Origin of the sequence: Vibrio rotiferianus (assembly GCF_002214395.1) — a bacterium.
Classification (GTDB): Bacteria; Pseudomonadota; Gammaproteobacteria; order Enterobacterales; family Vibrionaceae; genus Vibrio; species Vibrio rotiferianus.
Genome location: NZ_CP018312.1, coordinates 102,624 through 118,698, shown reverse-complemented (window position 1 = coordinate 118,698; position 16,075 = coordinate 102,624). Strand labels below are relative to the sequence as shown.

Here is a 16,075-nt window from a genome sequence, read left to right as displayed (position 1 = left end):
TTATTCGTCCTCAGTCTTACGCTGACGAATGTATAGGTAAACGGTGTGTTTAGAGATGTTCAGGCGATCTGCGACGCGGTTGATCGCGTCTTTGATATCGAAGATACCCTTATCGTACAGCTCCATAACGATCTGACGGTTTTTGGTGTTATTCGATACTGATTTATCAGCGTTGATCTCTTCAATCGTGCGCTCAACCGTTTGGTCTACTAGCTCTTCAACATCACTTGCGAAGTTAACGGATGACGCCGCTTCTTTCGCTTCTTGTGTTGGCATGAAAGATTGCAGCACTTGAGAGAAAGGTGCATCGAGGTTGACGTTGATACAAAGCAGACCAATCACGCGGTTTTCACCGTTACGAATAGCAACGGTGATCGACTTCATTAGTACGCCGCCTTTTGCGCGGGTGAAGTACGAACGTGAGAAGTTACGCTCAGAACCTTCGATGTCTTTCAGCATCTTAAGTGCTAAGTCAGTGATAGGAGAACCTACCTGACGACCAGTGTTTTCACCGTTAGCGATTTTGATTGCAGAAGTATTGAGGTCTTCTAGTGAGTGAAGAACGATCTCACAAAATGGACCGATCAGACTGGCAATGCCGTCTACGACCGCTTCGTAAGATCTCAAGATGATTTTATCGTGCTCGGTAAATGGCATCACGTTGACAGATTCCATTTCGAGCAACATTTCCGCATTTATTGTTTCTGTAGTTGTCATAAGCCTTCGAGCGAAAAATCAACAAATTGGTGTAAGTTTATCAGAAAATTTGAAAGGCAACCTAGCAAACTCATCAACTAGTGACCTAGAACAAAAAAGACCCGTAAAACGGGCCTTTTTTCATCGAGTTATCACTGATGCCAATTATTGGGCAGCGTTGTCGTTCTCAATTTTTAGCAGTTCAACTTCGAATACTAGCGTTGAGTTAGCAGGGATGCTTGGTGTGTCTTGGTCACCGTATGCTAGCTCTGGCGGGATAACGAATTTGAACTTAGAACCTACAGGCATTAGTTGAACACCTTCAGTCCAGCCTGGGATTACGCGGTTTAGTGGGAATGTTGCAGGTTCGCCACGATCGTAAGAGCTGTCAAACTGTGTACCGTCAATCAGAGTACCTTTGTAATGTACTTGAACCGTATCAGTATCTTTTGGTTGCTCGCCTTCAGCTGGAGTAATTACTTGGTACAGAAGACCTGAGTCTGTCTTCACTACGCCTTCTTGCTTCTCAAACTCAGCGCGGAAGTCATCGCCAGCTTTTTTCGCTTCAGCCGCTTTCTCAGCCGCTTGCTTTTGCATCGTTTCAGCAACACGCTTGTCTAGAGATTCTAGAGCTGCACGAGTTTCTTCTTCGTTTAGTGCTGCGTTACCTTTAAATACGTCTTCGATACCTTTAAGAACTAGGTCCTTGTTTAGGTCGATACCAATTTCGCTTGGTTTTTCGATACTAGCGCTTAGGTAGTTAGCAAATGAAACACCAATTGCGTATGCCGCTTTATCGTCGTCTGTTTTAAAGTGAACAGCTTTACCAGTTTCTGCCTGAACTTGTTCTGCTTGAGGTGCTGCTTCTGGTTTTGTTTCTTCTTTTTGACAACCTACCGCTAGCATTACTGTTGCAGCAAGTAGCGACACTTTTAAAACTGATTTCATTAAATTCTCCAAATAATGGCTGCGCCATTGGTTGTTGTGCACAAATCTTCTATGAGACTAGTGAAGACAATCGTTATACCAATATACTAGCTATATGTCTCAAGACACAAACTGGATTATTAGATGTGATGCAAAGAATTTCTCATTTATTCCTATATTTAATTGTCATCACCACGTTAAGTGGATGCTTTTTTTCCGATCGCGATGTTCAACGTTGGTCACTCGAACCACAAGGTTCCACCAGCTTTGCGCTCAGTCGAGATGGTCGATTTGCGCTGCTGTACTCCAAAGAACACCAACTGGTACTGTGGGATTTAGCACAAAATAAACAACTCGCAAAGCTGGGTGAACTCGATCAAGCCGCCAATGTGGTCTCTCATATTCGCATTTCGGACAATGGCCGCTATGCCGTCACAGCAAGCCAAATGAACTTCGCTGTGTGGGATCTCGGATGGACCCAAGCCGAAGGATTATGGTCTATCGATGACGCGCTGATTCGAGACGTTGATATCACCAGTAACGGTGAACAGGTGTTACTTGGACTGTCCAACGGTAAAGCAATTCACGTCAACTTAGTCACTGGTCGTCGGCTAGAGTTCCTTGCGCATCAAGAAAAAGTCAATTCTGTCGCCATTTCCCCTAATGGTCGTTTCGCCCTCACAGGTGGAAATGACTACAAAGCTTACCTTTGGGACACCGAAACCGGATTGGTACTACGCACCTTTGAACACGACCAGCGCGTTGTTCGAGTCGCCTTGCAGAGAGATGGTGAACTGGCCATGACCTCAGACGGTGGCAATCAAGCCATCATCTGGGATTTAGAGACAGGTGAAGAAGTGACACAACTCAGCAGTTGGTCTCGCCAGTTGATCTTCTCGACAGCGCGTTTCTCTGATGACGGTAACCTGCTCGTTACAGGCACCCCTTCCGGTCGAGTGATGGTGTGGAACACTAAAACCGGTAAACGCGTCGATGGATTTGAAGTTGAGCCGAAAAAAGATACTCGCCCTCCTCGTGCGGTCGTGTATGATGCAGCCTTTGATTCCAAGCAACGTGTAATTACTGCCACTTCTGCGGGCATTGCCCAAGCTTGGCAGCTAGAGAACGGATCATGACAGATAAAATCATTCAGCAATTGGAAGCACGCATTAATGACTTAGAATGTCAGCTTGCGTTCCAAGAACAGACTATTGAAGATCTGAACGGCGCCTTGTCGCAACAGCAACTGCAAATTACCAAGATGCTCGATCAGATGAAATATGTGGTAGGTAAAGTGAAAAATATGGACTCGTCGAATTTAGCCGATCCATCGGAAGAAACACCACCACCGCATTATTAAAGTGCAGGTACAAATTGCATAAAGCCCAGAACGTGTTCTGGGCTTTGTTGTATTGACTACTTAAAAATGTTGCTCAGGAATGATCGGGAAGAAACTATTCGTCTGCGTAGATTTTAACGCTCAGCTCACCTTGCGTATTGATGCCAGCTCGGTACATACCAGAACTGTTCATCGCAAAATGCAGCTCACCTTTAGCATCAATCGCAATCAAACCACCTTCGCCGCCCATTGCTTTTAAATCACCCTGAATAATGTGTTCGCACGCCGTATGTACGTCTTCTTGCAAATAACGCATGCGTGCTGCAACGTCTTCCGCAACACGTTTACGAATAAAGAACTCACCGACACCAGTGGTTGAAACCGCCACAACGCCATTCTCTGCCACCGTGCCGCAACCAATCAGAGCAGAATCTCCTACTCGACCATATTTCTTGTTGGTCACGCCACCTGTGCTGGTCGCTGCGGCTAAGTTACCTTGTTGATCTAATGCCACTGCACCAACCGTTCCGTGCTTGCGATCATCTGGGTAGCGAGATTCTGAAAGCGCAAATAATCCTTTTTCACGCATAGACAGCAACTGCTCATAGCGGCGATCGGTAAAGAAGTAATCCTGCTCGGTGTACTCATAACCTTGTTCAAAAGCAAACTTCTCTGCGCCCTCGCCCACCAGCAATACATGGTTGCTGTTTCGCATCACGTCACGAGCGAGTTCAATGGGGTTTCTGATATGACGCACCCCAGCGACTGCCCCTGCGGCTTGGTATCGACCATCCATCACAGAGGCATCCATTTCGACCATCTCGTTATGGGTCAGTACTGAGCCTTTACCCGCATTAAAATTAGGAGAGTCTTCCAGCACTTTCACTGCCGCCACGACCGCATCTATGGCTTCACCACCTGTTGCTAGGATTTGATGCCCCGCTTTTACCGCAGCTTCTAAATCCGCCAAGATGGATTGTTGCAGTTCGTCACTCATCTGTTCACGCAAGATAGTGCCTGCACCGCCATGAATGGCAATCGAGAAAGGTTTCGTCATCGCTTTGTCCAACTGTTATTCCTTGTATGATTGGCACTACACCCCAGATAAACAAAAAGCGCAAGTTGAAACCTCAACTTGCGCTTTTTAAAGCTTTACTAGATAGCGTTATCTAGTGAAGAGCGTGCGATTAGTGAGAACCGCAACCGCCGCCGCCACAACATTCGTGGTCGTCAGCTTTTTCTTCGCCACCACAGCAGCCGCCTTCGTGATCGTGGTCGTGACCGCCACAGCAGCCGCCACCTTGGTGGATGTGACCGTGTTCGATCTCTTCAGCTGTCGCTTCACGAGTAGCCATAACTTCTACTTCGAAAGTTAGTGTTTGACCAGCTAGCATGTGGTTGCCGTCTACAACAACTTCGTCGCCATCTACTTCAGTTACTTCTACAGGGATTGGACCTTGGTCAGTATCTGCTAGGAAACGCATGCCAACTTCGATTTGGTCAACGCCTTGGAACACATCTGCAGGAACACGTTGCACTAGTGCGTCGTTGTGGTCGCCGTATGCATCTTCAGGAGCTACAGTTACAGAGAACTTGTCGCCAGCCACTTTACCTTCTAGTTCTTTCTCAAGACCAGTGATTAGGTTGTTGTGACCATGTAGGTAATCAAGAGGTGCTTCAGAAGTTGACTGATCAACAACAACACCGTCTTCCAACATTACTTTGTATGCAAGGCTTGCAACAACGTTCTTTTCAATTTTCATACTAACTCCAGGGAGATTAATTGACCTAACCAGAATGGGGTTAAGTACCGAGATGGTAGTATTATGGGGATCAATTAACGAAGTTCAATTATTCAGGCTTAAAAATCCCGATCATTTCTTGTTCCGAGTGTTTATTTTTTTCTACAGATTGCGGTTTACGCTGCTCGGTATAATCGCAGTCGACACACTCGACCAGCTCGATGTTGTTCTCAATCCACCAGCGTAAGGTATCTTGCTGACTGCATTGCGGGCAGCTAGCTCCCGCGATAAAACGTTTCTTGGCTTTCACTTTTGTTCCTTTTCCCGCTAGATGCTGTGCGGGTACTACTTCCAATGATTTGGCGACTGTTGGTCACTTTCCATTTCACGACCAAAGATTTCTTCTAGTTCCTTACGGGCTTCTTTCGAGCGTTGAGCGAGCTCTTTATCCTCATTATGCTGAGGCAATAAGTCTTTGAGCATAGCATTATCTAGCTTGCGAAAATGTGCTTCTGCCCGTTTTGCTTGATACGGATGCATACCCAATTCTACGAGCGCTTGGCGACCTAGATCTAATGCGCCCAAAAAGGTTTCTCGCGAGTAATTTTGCACGCCATGGTTCATCAACTGATACGCTTCTACGCGGCTACGGGCACGGGCAAGGATCTTCAATTTCGGGAAATGTGCACGGCAAATGTCGACAATCGCCATCACCTCATCAGGTGAGTCGGTACAGATCACCAAGGCTTCCGCTTTATCAGCCCCCGCGGCACGTAACAAATCAATCTGAGTCGCATCACCATAAAACACCTTATAGCCGTATTTACGCAGCAAGTGAATTTGGCTCGCGTCACTTTCTAATACCGTTACCTTGATCTTATTGGCGTACATCAAGCGTCCGACAATCTGACCAAAACGACCAAAGCCAGCGATGATCACTCGTGGTCGACGATCCACCACATTGGTCGTCACGCTCTCCTCTTCTTGGTTAAGCGTGTGAGCAAACCACTTCTTCTGCCCCATGAGCAACAGCGGCGTAGTCACCATCGACAAACTCACCACCACCAACAAAAAGGCAACTTGCTCTTTGGTTAAGATACCTTCTTGGCTTGCCGCGGTGAAAATCACAAACGCGAACTCACCACCTTGGCTCAAAATCGCCGCCATACGACTGCGCGACTTAGCACGGACTCGAGCGGTGCGAGCTAAGACATACAGCACCAAACCTTTGACCACCACGAGAGCAATCACGGCACCAATAATTGCGAACGGTTGCAAGGCTAATAAACCAAGATTCACTGCCATGCCCACTGCAATAAAGAACAAGCCAAGCAGCAGACCTTTAAACGGTTCAATCGCAATTTCTAGTTCATGACGGTATTCACTTTCTGCCAGCAGCACACCCGCTAAGAAAGTACCGAGCGCCATCGAAAGCCCCAGCTTTTGCATCGCAACAGAAATGCCAAGTACGACTAGGAGGGCGGCAACGGTGAAGAGTTCACGCACACCACTCATCACCACAAAACGGAACAGAGGACGCAGCAAAAAGTGACCACCAACCAGCAGTGCTGCAACGCTCGCCAGCACCCAAATAGCATCTAACCAATCACCACCGCTTTGACCACCAGCGAGTAAGGGCAACATGGCAAGCATCGGGATGACGGCAATATCTTGGAACAGCAGCACTGCAAAACCTGATTGTCCGGTTTCCGTGCCAGCTTGCCCCTGCTCTTCTATCACTTTTAGTGCAATCGCCGTGGACGAGAGTGCCAAGCCCATGCCGATCACTAAGCTCACTTGCATACTCAAACCAAATAGGCTGACGATGCTGCCGATCACCGCCGTGGTGACAATAACTTGAGCGCCACCCAGACCGAGGATAGGTCCGCGCATCTGCCATAACTTTTTAGGGTTCAGTTCCAAACCAATTAAGAACAGCAGCAACACCACCCCGAGTTCGGCGAAGTGGAGAATCGCGTCCACATCACTGATCAACCCCAGCCCCCAAGGACCAATTAGAACGCCGGCAATCAGGTAACCAAGCACAGAGCCCAGACCCAGCCGCTGGGCAATCGGCACCGCAATAACAGCTGCAGAAAGAAATACCACACTACTTTGAAGAAACTCACTGGTTATCGCCATGTAGACCTCCTTGCTCATCCCACTCTCTCAGGGGATTGTTCAGCCATTGACGATATTGTTCAGCATGCTGATAACGTTCGATGTCCGAAACATTGCGCGACCAGTACAGCACTAAAGGCTCAATCCAATGCATCTGACACAAAGCGGCGGTCAGTTCAAACGGCTGGAGGATTTGTTCCAACGGGTATTTGTTGTACCCCACCGGGCTAAACGCATCCTCTTTACCGCCAGTAGTGATCACACTGCGCCAGTACTTACCCGCTAATGCGCTACCATCACCGAACGCAAAGCCTTTACCCAACACACGATCCATCCACTCTTTCAACAGTGCGGGACAGGAATACATATAGAGAGGATGATGAAAAACGATCACATCATGCGTCATCAGCAGATCGTGTTCGTAGTTCACATCAATAAAGAAATCAGGGTACGCGCCATAAAGATCGTGCACGGTGACATGACCCAGTGATTCGATTTTTTTAATCATCACTTGATTGGCAATGGAATTTTGTGGCTCTGGATGAGCATAAATCACCAGAACCCTCGGAGGAATGGGCGTAGCAACAGCCAAATGGTCATCCTTGTATTGATTTCTCAGGGAAAATTATCGTTATCAGTTTGTTATACTTTTTTGTATAGCATAATGCAATTAAAGCGCAGAGATCGACTTTTCCTGCCAATAGCCCTACTATTCACCGCGAGATAAACGACCAAGAAACGCGCGCGGCGCAAAGTGAATTAAAACTCTATGATTACCTTCTCTGATATTCAGTTACTGCGTGGCGGTAAACCTCTTTTAGACCAAGCATCCGCAACCATTCATCCAGGCGATAAAGTGGGTCTGGTTGGTAAGAACGGCTGTGGTAAATCGACCCTATTCGCGCTACTGAAAGATGAACTGGCGATTGATGCGGGCTCATTCAGTCAACCTCAGCACTGGGAACTAGCGTGGGTAGCACAAGAAACCCCTGCTCTTGAACGCAGTGCCATTGAATACGTCATTGATGGTGATCGCGAGTTTCGTGGTTTGGAACAGCAGTTAGCCATTGCTGAAGAAAAAGACAACGGTACGCTGGTTGCAGAGATCCACGGCAAGATTGAAACCATTGGCGGTTACAGCATTCGCGCACGTGCTGCCGAACTGCTTGATGGTCTGGGCTTTAGCCAAGAGCAAATGAGCTGGAACCTGACTCAGTTCTCGGGTGGTTGGCGTATGCGTCTTAACTTGGCTCAAGCGCTGTTGTGTCGTTCTGATCTACTGCTACTCGACGAGCCAACCAACCACTTGGATTTGGACGCGGTCATGTGGCTAGAGCGCTGGTTACAAAACTACCCAGGCACACTGATTCTTATCTCGCACGACCGTGACTTCTTAGACCCAATCGTTGGTCGTATCATTCACATCGAAAATCAACAGCTGAATGAATACACGGGTAACTACTCGTCATTCGAAAACCAACGCGCACAAAAAATGGTGCTGCAACAAGCGATGTTCGAGAAGCAACAGAAACAGATGTCACACATGCAAAGCTACATCGACCGCTTCCGTTACAAAGCATCGAAAGCTCGCCAAGCACAAAGCCGAATTAAAGCTCTGGAGCGTATGGAAAAAGTGCTGCCAGCGCAGTTCGATAACCCATTTAGCTTCCAGTTCCGCGAGCCAGCAGCACTGCCAAACCCAATCATGATGATGGATGAAGTATCGGCAGGCTACGGTGACAACCTGATCCTAGAGAAGATCCGCCTTAACCTTGTCCCGGGCAGTCGCATTGGTCTACTTGGCCGTAACGGTGCAGGTAAATCAACCTTGATCAAACTGTTGTCTGGTGAGCTAAAAGCACAAGGTGGCGATCTGACTTACTCGCAAGGTGTGAAGATCGGTTACTTCGCTCAGCACCAATTAGAAACGCTGCATCCAGAAGAAACACCACTACAGCACATGATGCAAATCGCTCCAGACCAGACTGAGCAACAACTACGTGATTACTTAGGTAGCTTTGGTTTTCAAGGTGATAAAGCACTTGAGAAAGTCGCTCCGTTTTCTGGTGGTGAAAAAGCACGTTTGGTATTGGCATTAGTGGTCTGGCAAAAACCTAACCTATTGCTACTCGACGAACCAACCAACCACCTAGACTTGGACATGCGCCAAGCATTGACCATGGCACTACAGACCTTTGAAGGTGCAATGGTGATTGTTTCGCACGACCGTTACCTACTGCGAGCAACAACGGATGACTTGTACCTAGTACACGACCGTCAAGTGGCACCATTCGATGGTGACCTCAACGATTACTATAAGTGGCTGACTGAACAACAAAGAGCTGAACGTAAAGAAGCACAAGCGGCACAGCCTGAGAGAGACACAGCGAATAGTGCTGCGGCGAAAAAAGAGCAAAAGCGACGTGAAGCAGAGTTTCGTAAACAGACCGCTCCAATTCGCAAAACGCTGACACAGTTAGAAAACAAAATGGATAAGTTAGGTGAAGCGTTAGCTTCAGCTGAAGAGCAATTATCAGACAACTCTCTGTATGAAGCGGAAAACAAAGCTAAACTTAATGAAGTATTGGCCCTTCAAGCTTCTAGCAAAGCAGAGCTTGAAGATGTAGAGATGGAATGGATGTCTGCTCAAGAAACCCTCGAGCAGATGGAATTAGAGTTTAATCAATGACAACAGAGCACGCTGAATACACCTTAACCCTTGAACACCTTTGGCAGTTCAGTCTGCAATTTTATGGTGTACGAGAAGTGAAAGAAGCGTGCTTGTCGTTGCAAAATAACTATCACGGTAATGTGAATCTACTGCTGCTGCTCAGATGGCTCGATGAGCAGCAGTTCATCTTTCAAGAGCAAGATTGGCCTCTTGTTCAAGACTGCCTAATCCGCAGTGAAACATTACTCCACTCCTATCGCGAACTACGACGACACCTCAAACTTCAAGTAAATGATGCACTTTATCGTGAGGCATTACAGTTTGAGTTACAGCTTGAAAAGCAACAACAGTCTGATCTGGTTGACTGCATTAATTCACTCATACTAGTGACAAATGACGGTGAACCACTAACATTAAGATACTGTCGAAAGCTGGGCGCAGAACACCTTCAACAAGCATTTTCGCTTCCAGTTCCGAATATTCATCATCCATAAATCTATAATAAATCTATACTTAGACTTATATAAATAAGAGTATACGTTTGTTGGCATTGAAGCTCTAAGCAGAACCAATCTCTCAGACTAGCGGTAAGGATTGCACAAAATCTCTGCTTAGTTCATGGCAAAGCTCCATCAAACCCTATTCGCGTAAGCACAGAGACCAAAGTGGCGTGAATAACGATAATACTTAAATTGATTGGTACTAAGTATGACCCAATTTTTCGCAGCAGCTGGAATTAAAAACCCACACCTTCAAACGCTTTTGCCGCGCTTTATTCGTAAAAAAGCGTTGTTTACCCCTGTGTGGCAAACTCTCGATACCCCTGATGACGATTTTCTAGACTTAGCATGGTCAGAACAACAAGACACTGAAATTGCCCGTAACAAACCCATTTTTGTTCTGTTTCATGGCCTTGAAGGATGCTTTTATAGCCCTTACGCTAACGGCTTAATGAATGCTTTTTCCAAATCGGGCTGGTTATCGGTGATGATGCACTTCCGCGGTTGCAGCGGTAAGCCAAACAAAAAAGCCCGCGCCTATCACTCCGGTGAAGTGACTGACGCTCGTTTCTTTCTCGAGCAGCTCAATCAGCAGTTTCCCAACACCCCTAAAGTTGCAGTCGGCATTTCCCTTGGCGGTAACATGTTGGCGAACTACTTAGCCCAATACAAAGACGACCCGATTTTAAGTGCAGCAACAATCGTTTCTGCCCCGCTGGATTTATCAGCATGCGCCAACCGCATAGAGCAAGGTTTTTCCAAGGTCTACAAACGCTATTTACTCTCTTCACTTAAACGTAATGCGCTACAAAAGCATGACTTGATACAAGGGGAACTTGCGCTGTCTTACAGTTCGATCAAACGTGTTACTCGTCTGTATGAATTCGATGATCTCGTCACCGCACCTCTACACGGATTCAAAGATGCACAAGACTACTACGACCAATGTTCAGGCTTGAGCAAACTGCAGCAGATCACCCTACCAACACTGATCATCCATGCTAAAGATGACCCTTTTATGACTGAAGCGGTAATCCCAAAATTTGTTCTGCCAGACAACATTGATTACCGACTTTACGAAAATGGCGGCCACGTCGGCTTTCTTACTGGTACAGCGCTTAAGCCAAAATTTTGGTTAGAGGAAGCCCTGCCAGCTTATTATGAAAGTATCGCTGCTGAATACCTTTCTACTGTATCCAAACAACAAACACAGTAAACTATTCACGAGTATCAACCGAGGCAAGTAGTACACCATCATCATAAACGTTTGAGGTATTTATGATCATTCCATGGCAAGACATTGCGCCAGAGACATTAGAAAACTTGATCCGCGAATTTGTACTGCGTGAAGGGACGGATTACGGTGCGGTAGAAGTATCATTACAAGATAAAATTGACCAAGTTAGAACTCAGCTCGAGAAGGGGGAGGCAACGATTGTCTTCTCCGAGCTCCATGAAACGGTTGATATTCAACTTAGAGCAAAATAATAACGCCCTCACATTTTACCGTATCCCACTCGATGACACGGGCTTGTTACGTGCTATAGTGGGTTATCGACCGTGCAACATCCGCGTGTTGCACTTTACAGGTAAGTAATTTTCGACAAGGTTTGTCATGTCAGCTAAACACCCAATCATCGCGGTTACTGGCTCCTCTGGAGCTGGCACAACCACGACCTCAGAAGCCTTCCGTAAGATGTTCAATATGATGAACGTTAAGCCTGCATGGGTTGAAGGAGACAGCTTCCACCGTTTTACTCGTCCGGAGATGGATGTCGAGATCCGTAAGGCTCGTGAACAAGGTCGACACATCAGCTACTTCGGTCCGCAAGCCAATGACTTCCCAGGGTTAGAAGAGTTTTTCCGAAAGTATGGTGAAGAAGGCTCTGGCAGTGTGCGTCGCTATCTGCATACCTTTGATGAGGCGGTACCCTACAATCAAATGCCTGGCACTTTCACACCATGGCAAGACTTACCTGAAGACAGCAACGTACTGTTCTATGAAGGTTTACACGGTGGTGTCGTAGATGGTGACGTCAACGTGGCGCGTCACGTTGACTTTCTAATTGGCATGGTGCCAATCGTGAACTTGGAATGGATTCAAAAGTTCGTTCGTGACACGCGCGATCGTGGCCACTCAAGAGAAGCGGTAATGGATTCGATCGTACGCTCGATGGACGATTACCTGAACTACATTACCCCGCAATTTTCTCGTACACATATCAACTTTCAGCGTGTACCAACGGTTGATACTTCCAACCCACTTAACGCGAAAGGCATCCCGAGTTTGGATGAGAGTTTCGTGGTGATCCGCCTACGCGGAATCAAGAATGTCGACTTCCCGTATTTGCTGGCGATGATTGATGGATCATTCATGTCTCGTCATAACACCATTGTGGTGCCGGGCGGTAAGATGAGCTTTGCAATGGAGCTCATAGTGAGGCCGATTCTGCAGCAACTCATCGAAACTGGGAAAATTGGTTAAAAACCTCGTTAATTGAGTGTTTACTTTTCATACCGTGATCATGTGCACAGTTTTGCTTACAAAATCTCAATCATGGCACGATTAAAATCAAGAAATCGTTTCCGAAAAAGGATACTATTTCTAACCGAAACACAAGAGAGCTTGCAGCATATAAAAAGTGCTCTTATTCTAGTAAGCCAATTCAGGCTTAGCTAAAATATGGATAGCGCAAGCGTACCCTGCAGAGGAAGTGAGATATTATGGTTCTAGGTAAACCTCAAACCGACCCAACATTAGAGTGGTTTCTTTCACACTGTCATATTCATAAGTACCCATCAAAGAGCACGCTAATTCACGCGGGCGAAAAAGCAGAGACTTTGTACTACATCGTTAAAGGTTCTGTTGCGGTTCTTATCAAAGACGAAGAAGGTAAGGAAATGATCCTTTCTTACCTAAACCAAGGCGACTTCATTGGTGAGCTTGGTCTATTCGAAGAAGACCAAGAGCGTACAGCTTGGGTTCGCGCTAAATCTCCTTGTGAAGTGGCAGAGATTTCTTTCAAGAAATTCCGTCAACTTATCCAAGTTAACCCAGACATCCTAATGCGCCTTTCTGCGCAAATGGCTCGTCGTCTACAAGTTACTAGCCAAAAAGTGGGTGACCTAGCGTTCCTAGACGTAACTGGTCGTATCGCTCAGACTCTTCTGAACCTTGCTAAACAGCCAGATGCGATGACGCACCCAGACGGCATGCAAATCAAGATCACTCGTCAAGAAATCGGTCAAATCGTTGGCTGTTCTCGTGAGACAGTAGGTCGTATCTTGAAGATGCTAGAAGAGCAGAACCTAATTTCTGCGCACGGTAAGACTATCGTTGTTTACGGGACTCGTTAATCTCGATTAACGTTTAAAAAATTTAAAAGCCACCAAATGTAAGTTTGGTGGCTTTTTCTTTTTTGGGAGTTAGACATTGAGAGTCGAGAGCATTGCACTTCACAACGGACTTCATCCTTTGAGATGAAGCCCTCTCAGATTCCAAGTAAAAACCCTCTCAAAGCGCTCTCGCCTCATATCTATTAACCGTTGGTACTCTCGAAGATCTTATCTGCCGATGCTGCCACAAACCCTGGGTACAACTCACCGTTATCCATTGGGTAGCGTTTAGCAAACTCATAGAAGCCACCAGGAATCACCTCAACGCCTTCAGCAAAGGTCACTGGCACTTTGTCTGCCATGGTCGACGATTGCTCTAGTAGCACCTCTGGCGTGCCTTTTACTTCACCGCCATTCTCGTTAATAGTGAAACCAGCTGTGCGTAGGTGGTCGTTTACCTGCTTCACTTCTTGGTGCTGATTGAGCTGATTCACACTCACTGTGAAGTGGTTAGCTCCGTAACCGTGCGCAGCAAGCCAAGAAGCGTACTCACTCTCTTTCGCTAAGATTTGGAAGTCAGCATAGCTAAGGTCCCACAAACGTCCGCCGTACAAGAAGTCACTGCCTGTCAGTTTAGAAGCATCAACCTGCTCTACCAGTTTATGAACGATGGCTTGTAGCTCTGGTGAGCACTCATCCACTTTCAATTCACTGATGAAGACTTTTGGCTGCTTCGGATCTGGGTGCTCAAAATGTTTTGCCACCAGCTTTTTGCTTTCAAATACGTAATCACCACAGGCTTTATAACCCACTGCCAAGAATGGCTTCGCCAGCGTTTCAATGCCTAGGGGAGCGACATTAAACGTACGTAGCGCAATATGGTCATTAATCAGAGGCTCATCTTCTTGAAGCAGTTGATGAACTTTAGCAGCAGAAGGACAAAGACGTTGAATGTAGTCTTGCCATAGCGATTCAAATAACACATCGGGCGTCATAACGACTCCTTGTTATGAAATGTAGAGTTAGGGGTAAGAGGAAGTTGACCACTCGTTCACAGCCCTAAAGCTGTCCAGAATCACGAACGAGCGGTCATCAACCTGTGACGGTATGTGCGGCATAAGTGCCAGTCAGTCAACACGCGCTGGAGAGTCTTTAGCTCGCCTTTGGCGTTTGCCAGCGCGCTTACCGAAATCCTAACTTGGTAAATAGCTCTGGCAGGTAGAAGCGGCGATACTTTGTCACCGCTTCGTATTTCTCTATTACAGGCTTACACCTGGGCTCAATGTTGCAGGCAAGACCGTCTCTTGTCCCTCCATTGATGCCATTGGGTACGCACAGTAGTCTGCTGCGTAGTAAGCACTAGGGCGTAGGTTACCCGACGCACCCGGACCACCAAATGGCGCATCACCGCTTGCACCTGTTAACTGACGGTTGCGGTTCACGATGCCGGCACGAATGTGGTCAACAAAGTATTCCCACTCTTGGTCGTCGGTTGAGACCAGACCTGCCGATAGACCAAAGCGCGTATCGTTCGCCAGCTCTACCGCTTTCTCTAGCCCTTCGTAGCGCACGACTTGCAGAAGTGGACCGAAGTACTCTTCATCTGGCAACTCAGCAATGTTCGTCACATCGATGATACCCGGAGAAACAAACGCCGCCTCACCCGCTTTCGCTTCGATCAAGCTTTCACCACCAAGTGCTTGCAAGTTCGCTTGTGCATCGAGAATAAACTTGGCTGCCGCAAGCGAAATTTGCGGTCCCATGAATGGCGCAGGCTCTGCAAATGGTTGGTCTACGCGAATATTGCGTGTCGCTTCCACCAGCTTAGTAATCACTGCATCACCCTTGTCGCCAAATGGAATGTACAGACGACGAGCACAGGTACAGCGTTGCCCTGCGCTGATAAAGGCAGATTGGATGATGGTGTAAACCGTTGCGTCTAGGTCGCCGTAGTTATCCGAGATAACCATCGGGTTGTTGCCACCCATTTCAAGCGCCAGCATCTTACCCGGCTGACCAGCAAATTGACGATGCAGAACATGACCTGTGTTTGCACTACCAGTAAACAGCACGCCATCAATGCCTTTCGCATCAGCCAGCGCAATACCAGTCTCTTTCGCGCCTTGAACTAGGTTAATCACACCTTTTGGTAGACCAACCTCTTCCCACAACTTCATAGCGAGTTCACCCGTCCATGGCGTTTGCTCAGACGGTTTGAAGACCACGGTGTTACCTGCCAGTAGTGCTGGCACGATGTGACCATTTGGTAAGTGCCCCGGGAAGTTGTAAGGACCGAAGACCGCCATTACACCCAATGGGCGATGACGCAATACAATTTGGTTGCCTGCAGCTTCACGCGTCGCTTCACCAGTACGGTCGTGGTAAGCACGAATAGAGATCGCGATTTTACCCGCCATCGCTGCCGCTTCAGTGCGCGTTTCCCAAATCGGCTTGCCGGTTTCTTTAGCAATCACTTCAGCGATTTTTTCGCTGTTCTCTTTTACTTTCTCTGCAAAAGCCAACACGATCGCTTCACGCTCTGCAAATGGGCGCTTCTTCCAATCAACGAACGCTTCACGCGCCGCAGATACCGCTTGGTTAACCTGCTCTGCTGTCGCGCCGTTACCTTGCCAGATCACTTCTTGGTTGTAAGGCGACAGAGACGTAAATGCTTCACCCTGACCTTGTACCCATTCACCTGCAATCCAATGTGTCATTGTTTCTATCCTTAAATTCTGTCGTC

The 16,075-nt window shown here is 47.2% G+C and carries 17 protein-coding genes; 8 read left to right on the top strand and 9 right to left on the bottom strand.

Going from position 1 to position 16,075, the window contains the following annotated elements; genetic code table 11:
- Both BSZ04_RS09575 and fkpA read right to left on the bottom strand, forming a co-directional pair.
- A complete protein-coding gene (locus BSZ04_RS09575; protein WP_005438378.1) occupies nt 1–717 on the bottom strand; it encodes a helix-turn-helix transcriptional regulator in 717 nt (238 codons plus the stop codon).
- Between the two features lie 144 nt (nt 718–861).
- Nucleotides 862–1,644, bottom strand: coding sequence for an FKBP-type peptidyl-prolyl cis-trans isomerase (fkpA, locus tag BSZ04_RS09570; protein ID WP_010443954.1), 783 nt, complete (start codon nt 1,642–1,644; stop codon nt 862–864).
- Nucleotides 1,645–1,772: 128 nt separating this feature from the next.
- On the opposite strand from fkpA, the gene BSZ04_RS09565 reads away from it, so the two are divergent.
- Entirely contained in the window at nt 1,773–2,759 is a 987-nt protein-coding gene (locus tag BSZ04_RS09565) for a WD40 repeat domain-containing protein (protein ID WP_088880291.1), read from the top strand.
- On the top strand, nt 2,756–2,983 hold the full coding sequence (locus BSZ04_RS09560) for a SlyX family protein (RefSeq protein WP_005451463.1): 228 nt from the start codon (nt 2,756–2,758) through the stop codon (nt 2,981–2,983). The genes BSZ04_RS09565 and BSZ04_RS09560 overlap by 4 nt, the downstream gene beginning before the upstream one ends.
- 94 nt (nt 2,984–3,077) lie before the next feature.
- On the opposite strand, the gene BSZ04_RS09555 is transcribed toward BSZ04_RS09560, so the two are convergent.
- The 5 genes from BSZ04_RS09555 to kefG form a co-directional block, all read right to left on the bottom strand.
- Nucleotides 3,078–4,019, bottom strand: a complete 942-nt coding sequence (locus tag BSZ04_RS09555) for an isoaspartyl peptidase/L-asparaginase family protein (protein WP_088880290.1) — start codon at nt 4,017–4,019, stop codon at nt 3,078–3,080.
- Nucleotides 4,020–4,149: 130 nt separating this feature from the next.
- Nucleotides 4,150–4,725: a peptidylprolyl isomerase gene (gene slyD / locus BSZ04_RS09545; protein ID WP_005432768.1), complete on the bottom strand. Its 576-nt coding sequence runs from the start codon at nt 4,723–4,725 to the stop codon at nt 4,150–4,152.
- A gap of 88 nt (nt 4,726–4,813) precedes the next feature.
- Nucleotides 4,814–5,014 carry a YheV family putative zinc ribbon protein gene (locus BSZ04_RS09540; protein ID WP_010443959.1) on the bottom strand — a complete coding sequence of 67 codons (201 nt, stop codon included), beginning with the start codon at nt 5,012–5,014 and terminating at the stop codon, nt 4,814–4,816.
- Between the two features lie 35 nt (nt 5,015–5,049).
- Nucleotides 5,050–6,846: a glutathione-regulated potassium-efflux system protein KefB gene (gene kefB / locus BSZ04_RS09535; protein WP_010443961.1), complete on the bottom strand. Its 1,797-nt coding sequence runs from the start codon at nt 6,844–6,846 to the stop codon at nt 5,050–5,052.
- Nucleotides 6,830–7,417, bottom strand: a complete 588-nt coding sequence (kefG, locus tag BSZ04_RS09530) for a glutathione-regulated potassium-efflux system ancillary protein KefG (RefSeq protein WP_088880289.1) — start codon at nt 7,415–7,417, stop codon at nt 6,830–6,832. The genes kefB and kefG overlap by 17 nt, the downstream gene beginning before the upstream one ends.
- A 177-nt stretch (nt 7,418–7,594) precedes the next feature.
- Between kefG and BSZ04_RS09525 the strand changes: the two genes are divergently transcribed.
- The 6 genes from BSZ04_RS09525 to crp all read left to right on the top strand — a co-directional run bounded on the left by BSZ04_RS09525 (nt 7,595) and on the right by crp (nt 13,353).
- Nucleotides 7,595–9,514 carry an ABC transporter ATP-binding protein gene (locus BSZ04_RS09525; RefSeq protein WP_088880288.1) on the top strand — a complete coding sequence of 640 codons (1,920 nt, stop codon included), beginning with the start codon at nt 7,595–7,597 and terminating at the stop codon, nt 9,512–9,514.
- The gene (locus BSZ04_RS09520) at nt 9,511–9,990 is read left to right on the top strand and encodes a TIGR02444 family protein (protein WP_010443967.1); all 480 of its coding nucleotides are present in this window, start codon (nt 9,511–9,513) and stop codon (nt 9,988–9,990) included. Before BSZ04_RS09525 ends, BSZ04_RS09520 begins: the two co-directional genes overlap by 4 nt.
- Nucleotides 9,991–10,204: 214 nt before the next feature.
- Complete coding sequence (locus tag BSZ04_RS09515) at nt 10,205–11,212, top strand: hydrolase (protein WP_010443968.1); 1,008 nt, start codon at nt 10,205–10,207, stop codon at nt 11,210–11,212.
- A 62-nt stretch (nt 11,213–11,274) separates the two neighbouring features.
- A complete protein-coding gene (locus tag BSZ04_RS09510) occupies nt 11,275–11,484 on the top strand; it encodes a YheU family protein (RefSeq protein ID WP_010443970.1) in 210 nt (69 codons plus the stop codon).
- A gap of 127 nt (nt 11,485–11,611) precedes the next feature.
- Complete coding sequence (locus BSZ04_RS09505; RefSeq protein WP_088880287.1) at nt 11,612–12,481, top strand: phosphoribulokinase; 870 nt, start codon at nt 11,612–11,614, stop codon at nt 12,479–12,481.
- A 239-nt stretch (nt 12,482–12,720) separates the two neighbouring features.
- Nucleotides 12,721–13,353, top strand: a complete 633-nt coding sequence (crp, locus tag BSZ04_RS09500) for a cAMP-activated global transcriptional regulator CRP (protein ID WP_005381432.1) — start codon at nt 12,721–12,723, stop codon at nt 13,351–13,353.
- Between the two features lie 182 nt (nt 13,354–13,535).
- On the opposite strand, the gene BSZ04_RS09495 is transcribed toward crp, so the two are convergent.
- Together BSZ04_RS09495 and astD are read right to left on the bottom strand one after the other, a co-directional pair.
- Nucleotides 13,536–14,327, bottom strand: coding sequence for a DUF1338 domain-containing protein (locus BSZ04_RS09495; RefSeq protein ID WP_088880286.1), 792 nt, complete (start codon nt 14,325–14,327; stop codon nt 13,536–13,538).
- 264 nt (nt 14,328–14,591) lie between these two features.
- Nucleotides 14,592–16,049, bottom strand: a complete 1,458-nt coding sequence (gene astD / locus BSZ04_RS09490; RefSeq protein WP_010443977.1) for a succinylglutamate-semialdehyde dehydrogenase — start codon at nt 16,047–16,049, stop codon at nt 14,592–14,594.
- Nucleotides 16,050–16,075: the final 26 nt, after the last annotated feature.

Excerpts from the sequence above, each read along its gene's own strand:
- astD (WP_010443977.1), bottom strand. The coding sequence starts at position 16,049 with ATGACACATTGGATTGCAGGTGAATGGGTACAAGGTCAGGGTGAAGCA.
- BSZ04_RS09555 (WP_088880290.1), bottom strand. The coding sequence starts at position 4,019 with ATGACGAAACCTTTCTCGATTGCCATTCATGGCGGTGCAGGCACTATC.
- fkpA (WP_010443954.1), bottom strand. The coding sequence starts at position 1,644 with ATGAAATCAGTTTTAAAAGTGTCGCTACTTGCTGCAACAGTAATGCTA.
- BSZ04_RS09505 (WP_088880287.1), top strand. The coding sequence starts at position 11,612 with ATGTCAGCTAAACACCCAATCATCGCGGTTACTGGCTCCTCTGGAGCT.
- crp (WP_005381432.1), top strand. The coding sequence starts at position 12,721 with ATGGTTCTAGGTAAACCTCAAACCGACCCAACATTAGAGTGGTTTCTT.
- BSZ04_RS09495 (WP_088880286.1), bottom strand. The coding sequence starts at position 14,327 with ATGACGCCCGATGTGTTATTTGAATCGCTATGGCAAGACTACATTCAA.
- BSZ04_RS09575 (WP_005438378.1), bottom strand. The coding sequence starts at position 717 with ATGACAACTACAGAAACAATAAATGCGGAAATGTTGCTCGAAATGGAA.
- kefB (WP_010443961.1), bottom strand. The coding sequence starts at position 6,846 with ATGGCGATAACCAGTGAGTTTCTTCAAAGTAGTGTGGTATTTCTTTCT.
- BSZ04_RS09565 (WP_088880291.1), top strand. The coding sequence starts at position 1,773 with ATGCAAAGAATTTCTCATTTATTCCTATATTTAATTGTCATCACCACG.
- BSZ04_RS09515 (WP_010443968.1), top strand. The coding sequence starts at position 10,205 with ATGACCCAATTTTTCGCAGCAGCTGGAATTAAAAACCCACACCTTCAA.
- BSZ04_RS09560 (WP_005451463.1), top strand. The coding sequence starts at position 2,756 with ATGACAGATAAAATCATTCAGCAATTGGAAGCACGCATTAATGACTTA.
- BSZ04_RS09510 (WP_010443970.1), top strand. The coding sequence starts at position 11,275 with ATGATCATTCCATGGCAAGACATTGCGCCAGAGACATTAGAAAACTTG.
- slyD (WP_005432768.1), bottom strand. The coding sequence starts at position 4,725 with ATGAAAATTGAAAAGAACGTTGTTGCAAGCCTTGCATACAAAGTAATG.
- BSZ04_RS09525 (WP_088880288.1), top strand. The coding sequence starts at position 7,595 with ATGATTACCTTCTCTGATATTCAGTTACTGCGTGGCGGTAAACCTCTT.
- BSZ04_RS09520 (WP_010443967.1), top strand. The coding sequence starts at position 9,511 with ATGACAACAGAGCACGCTGAATACACCTTAACCCTTGAACACCTTTGG.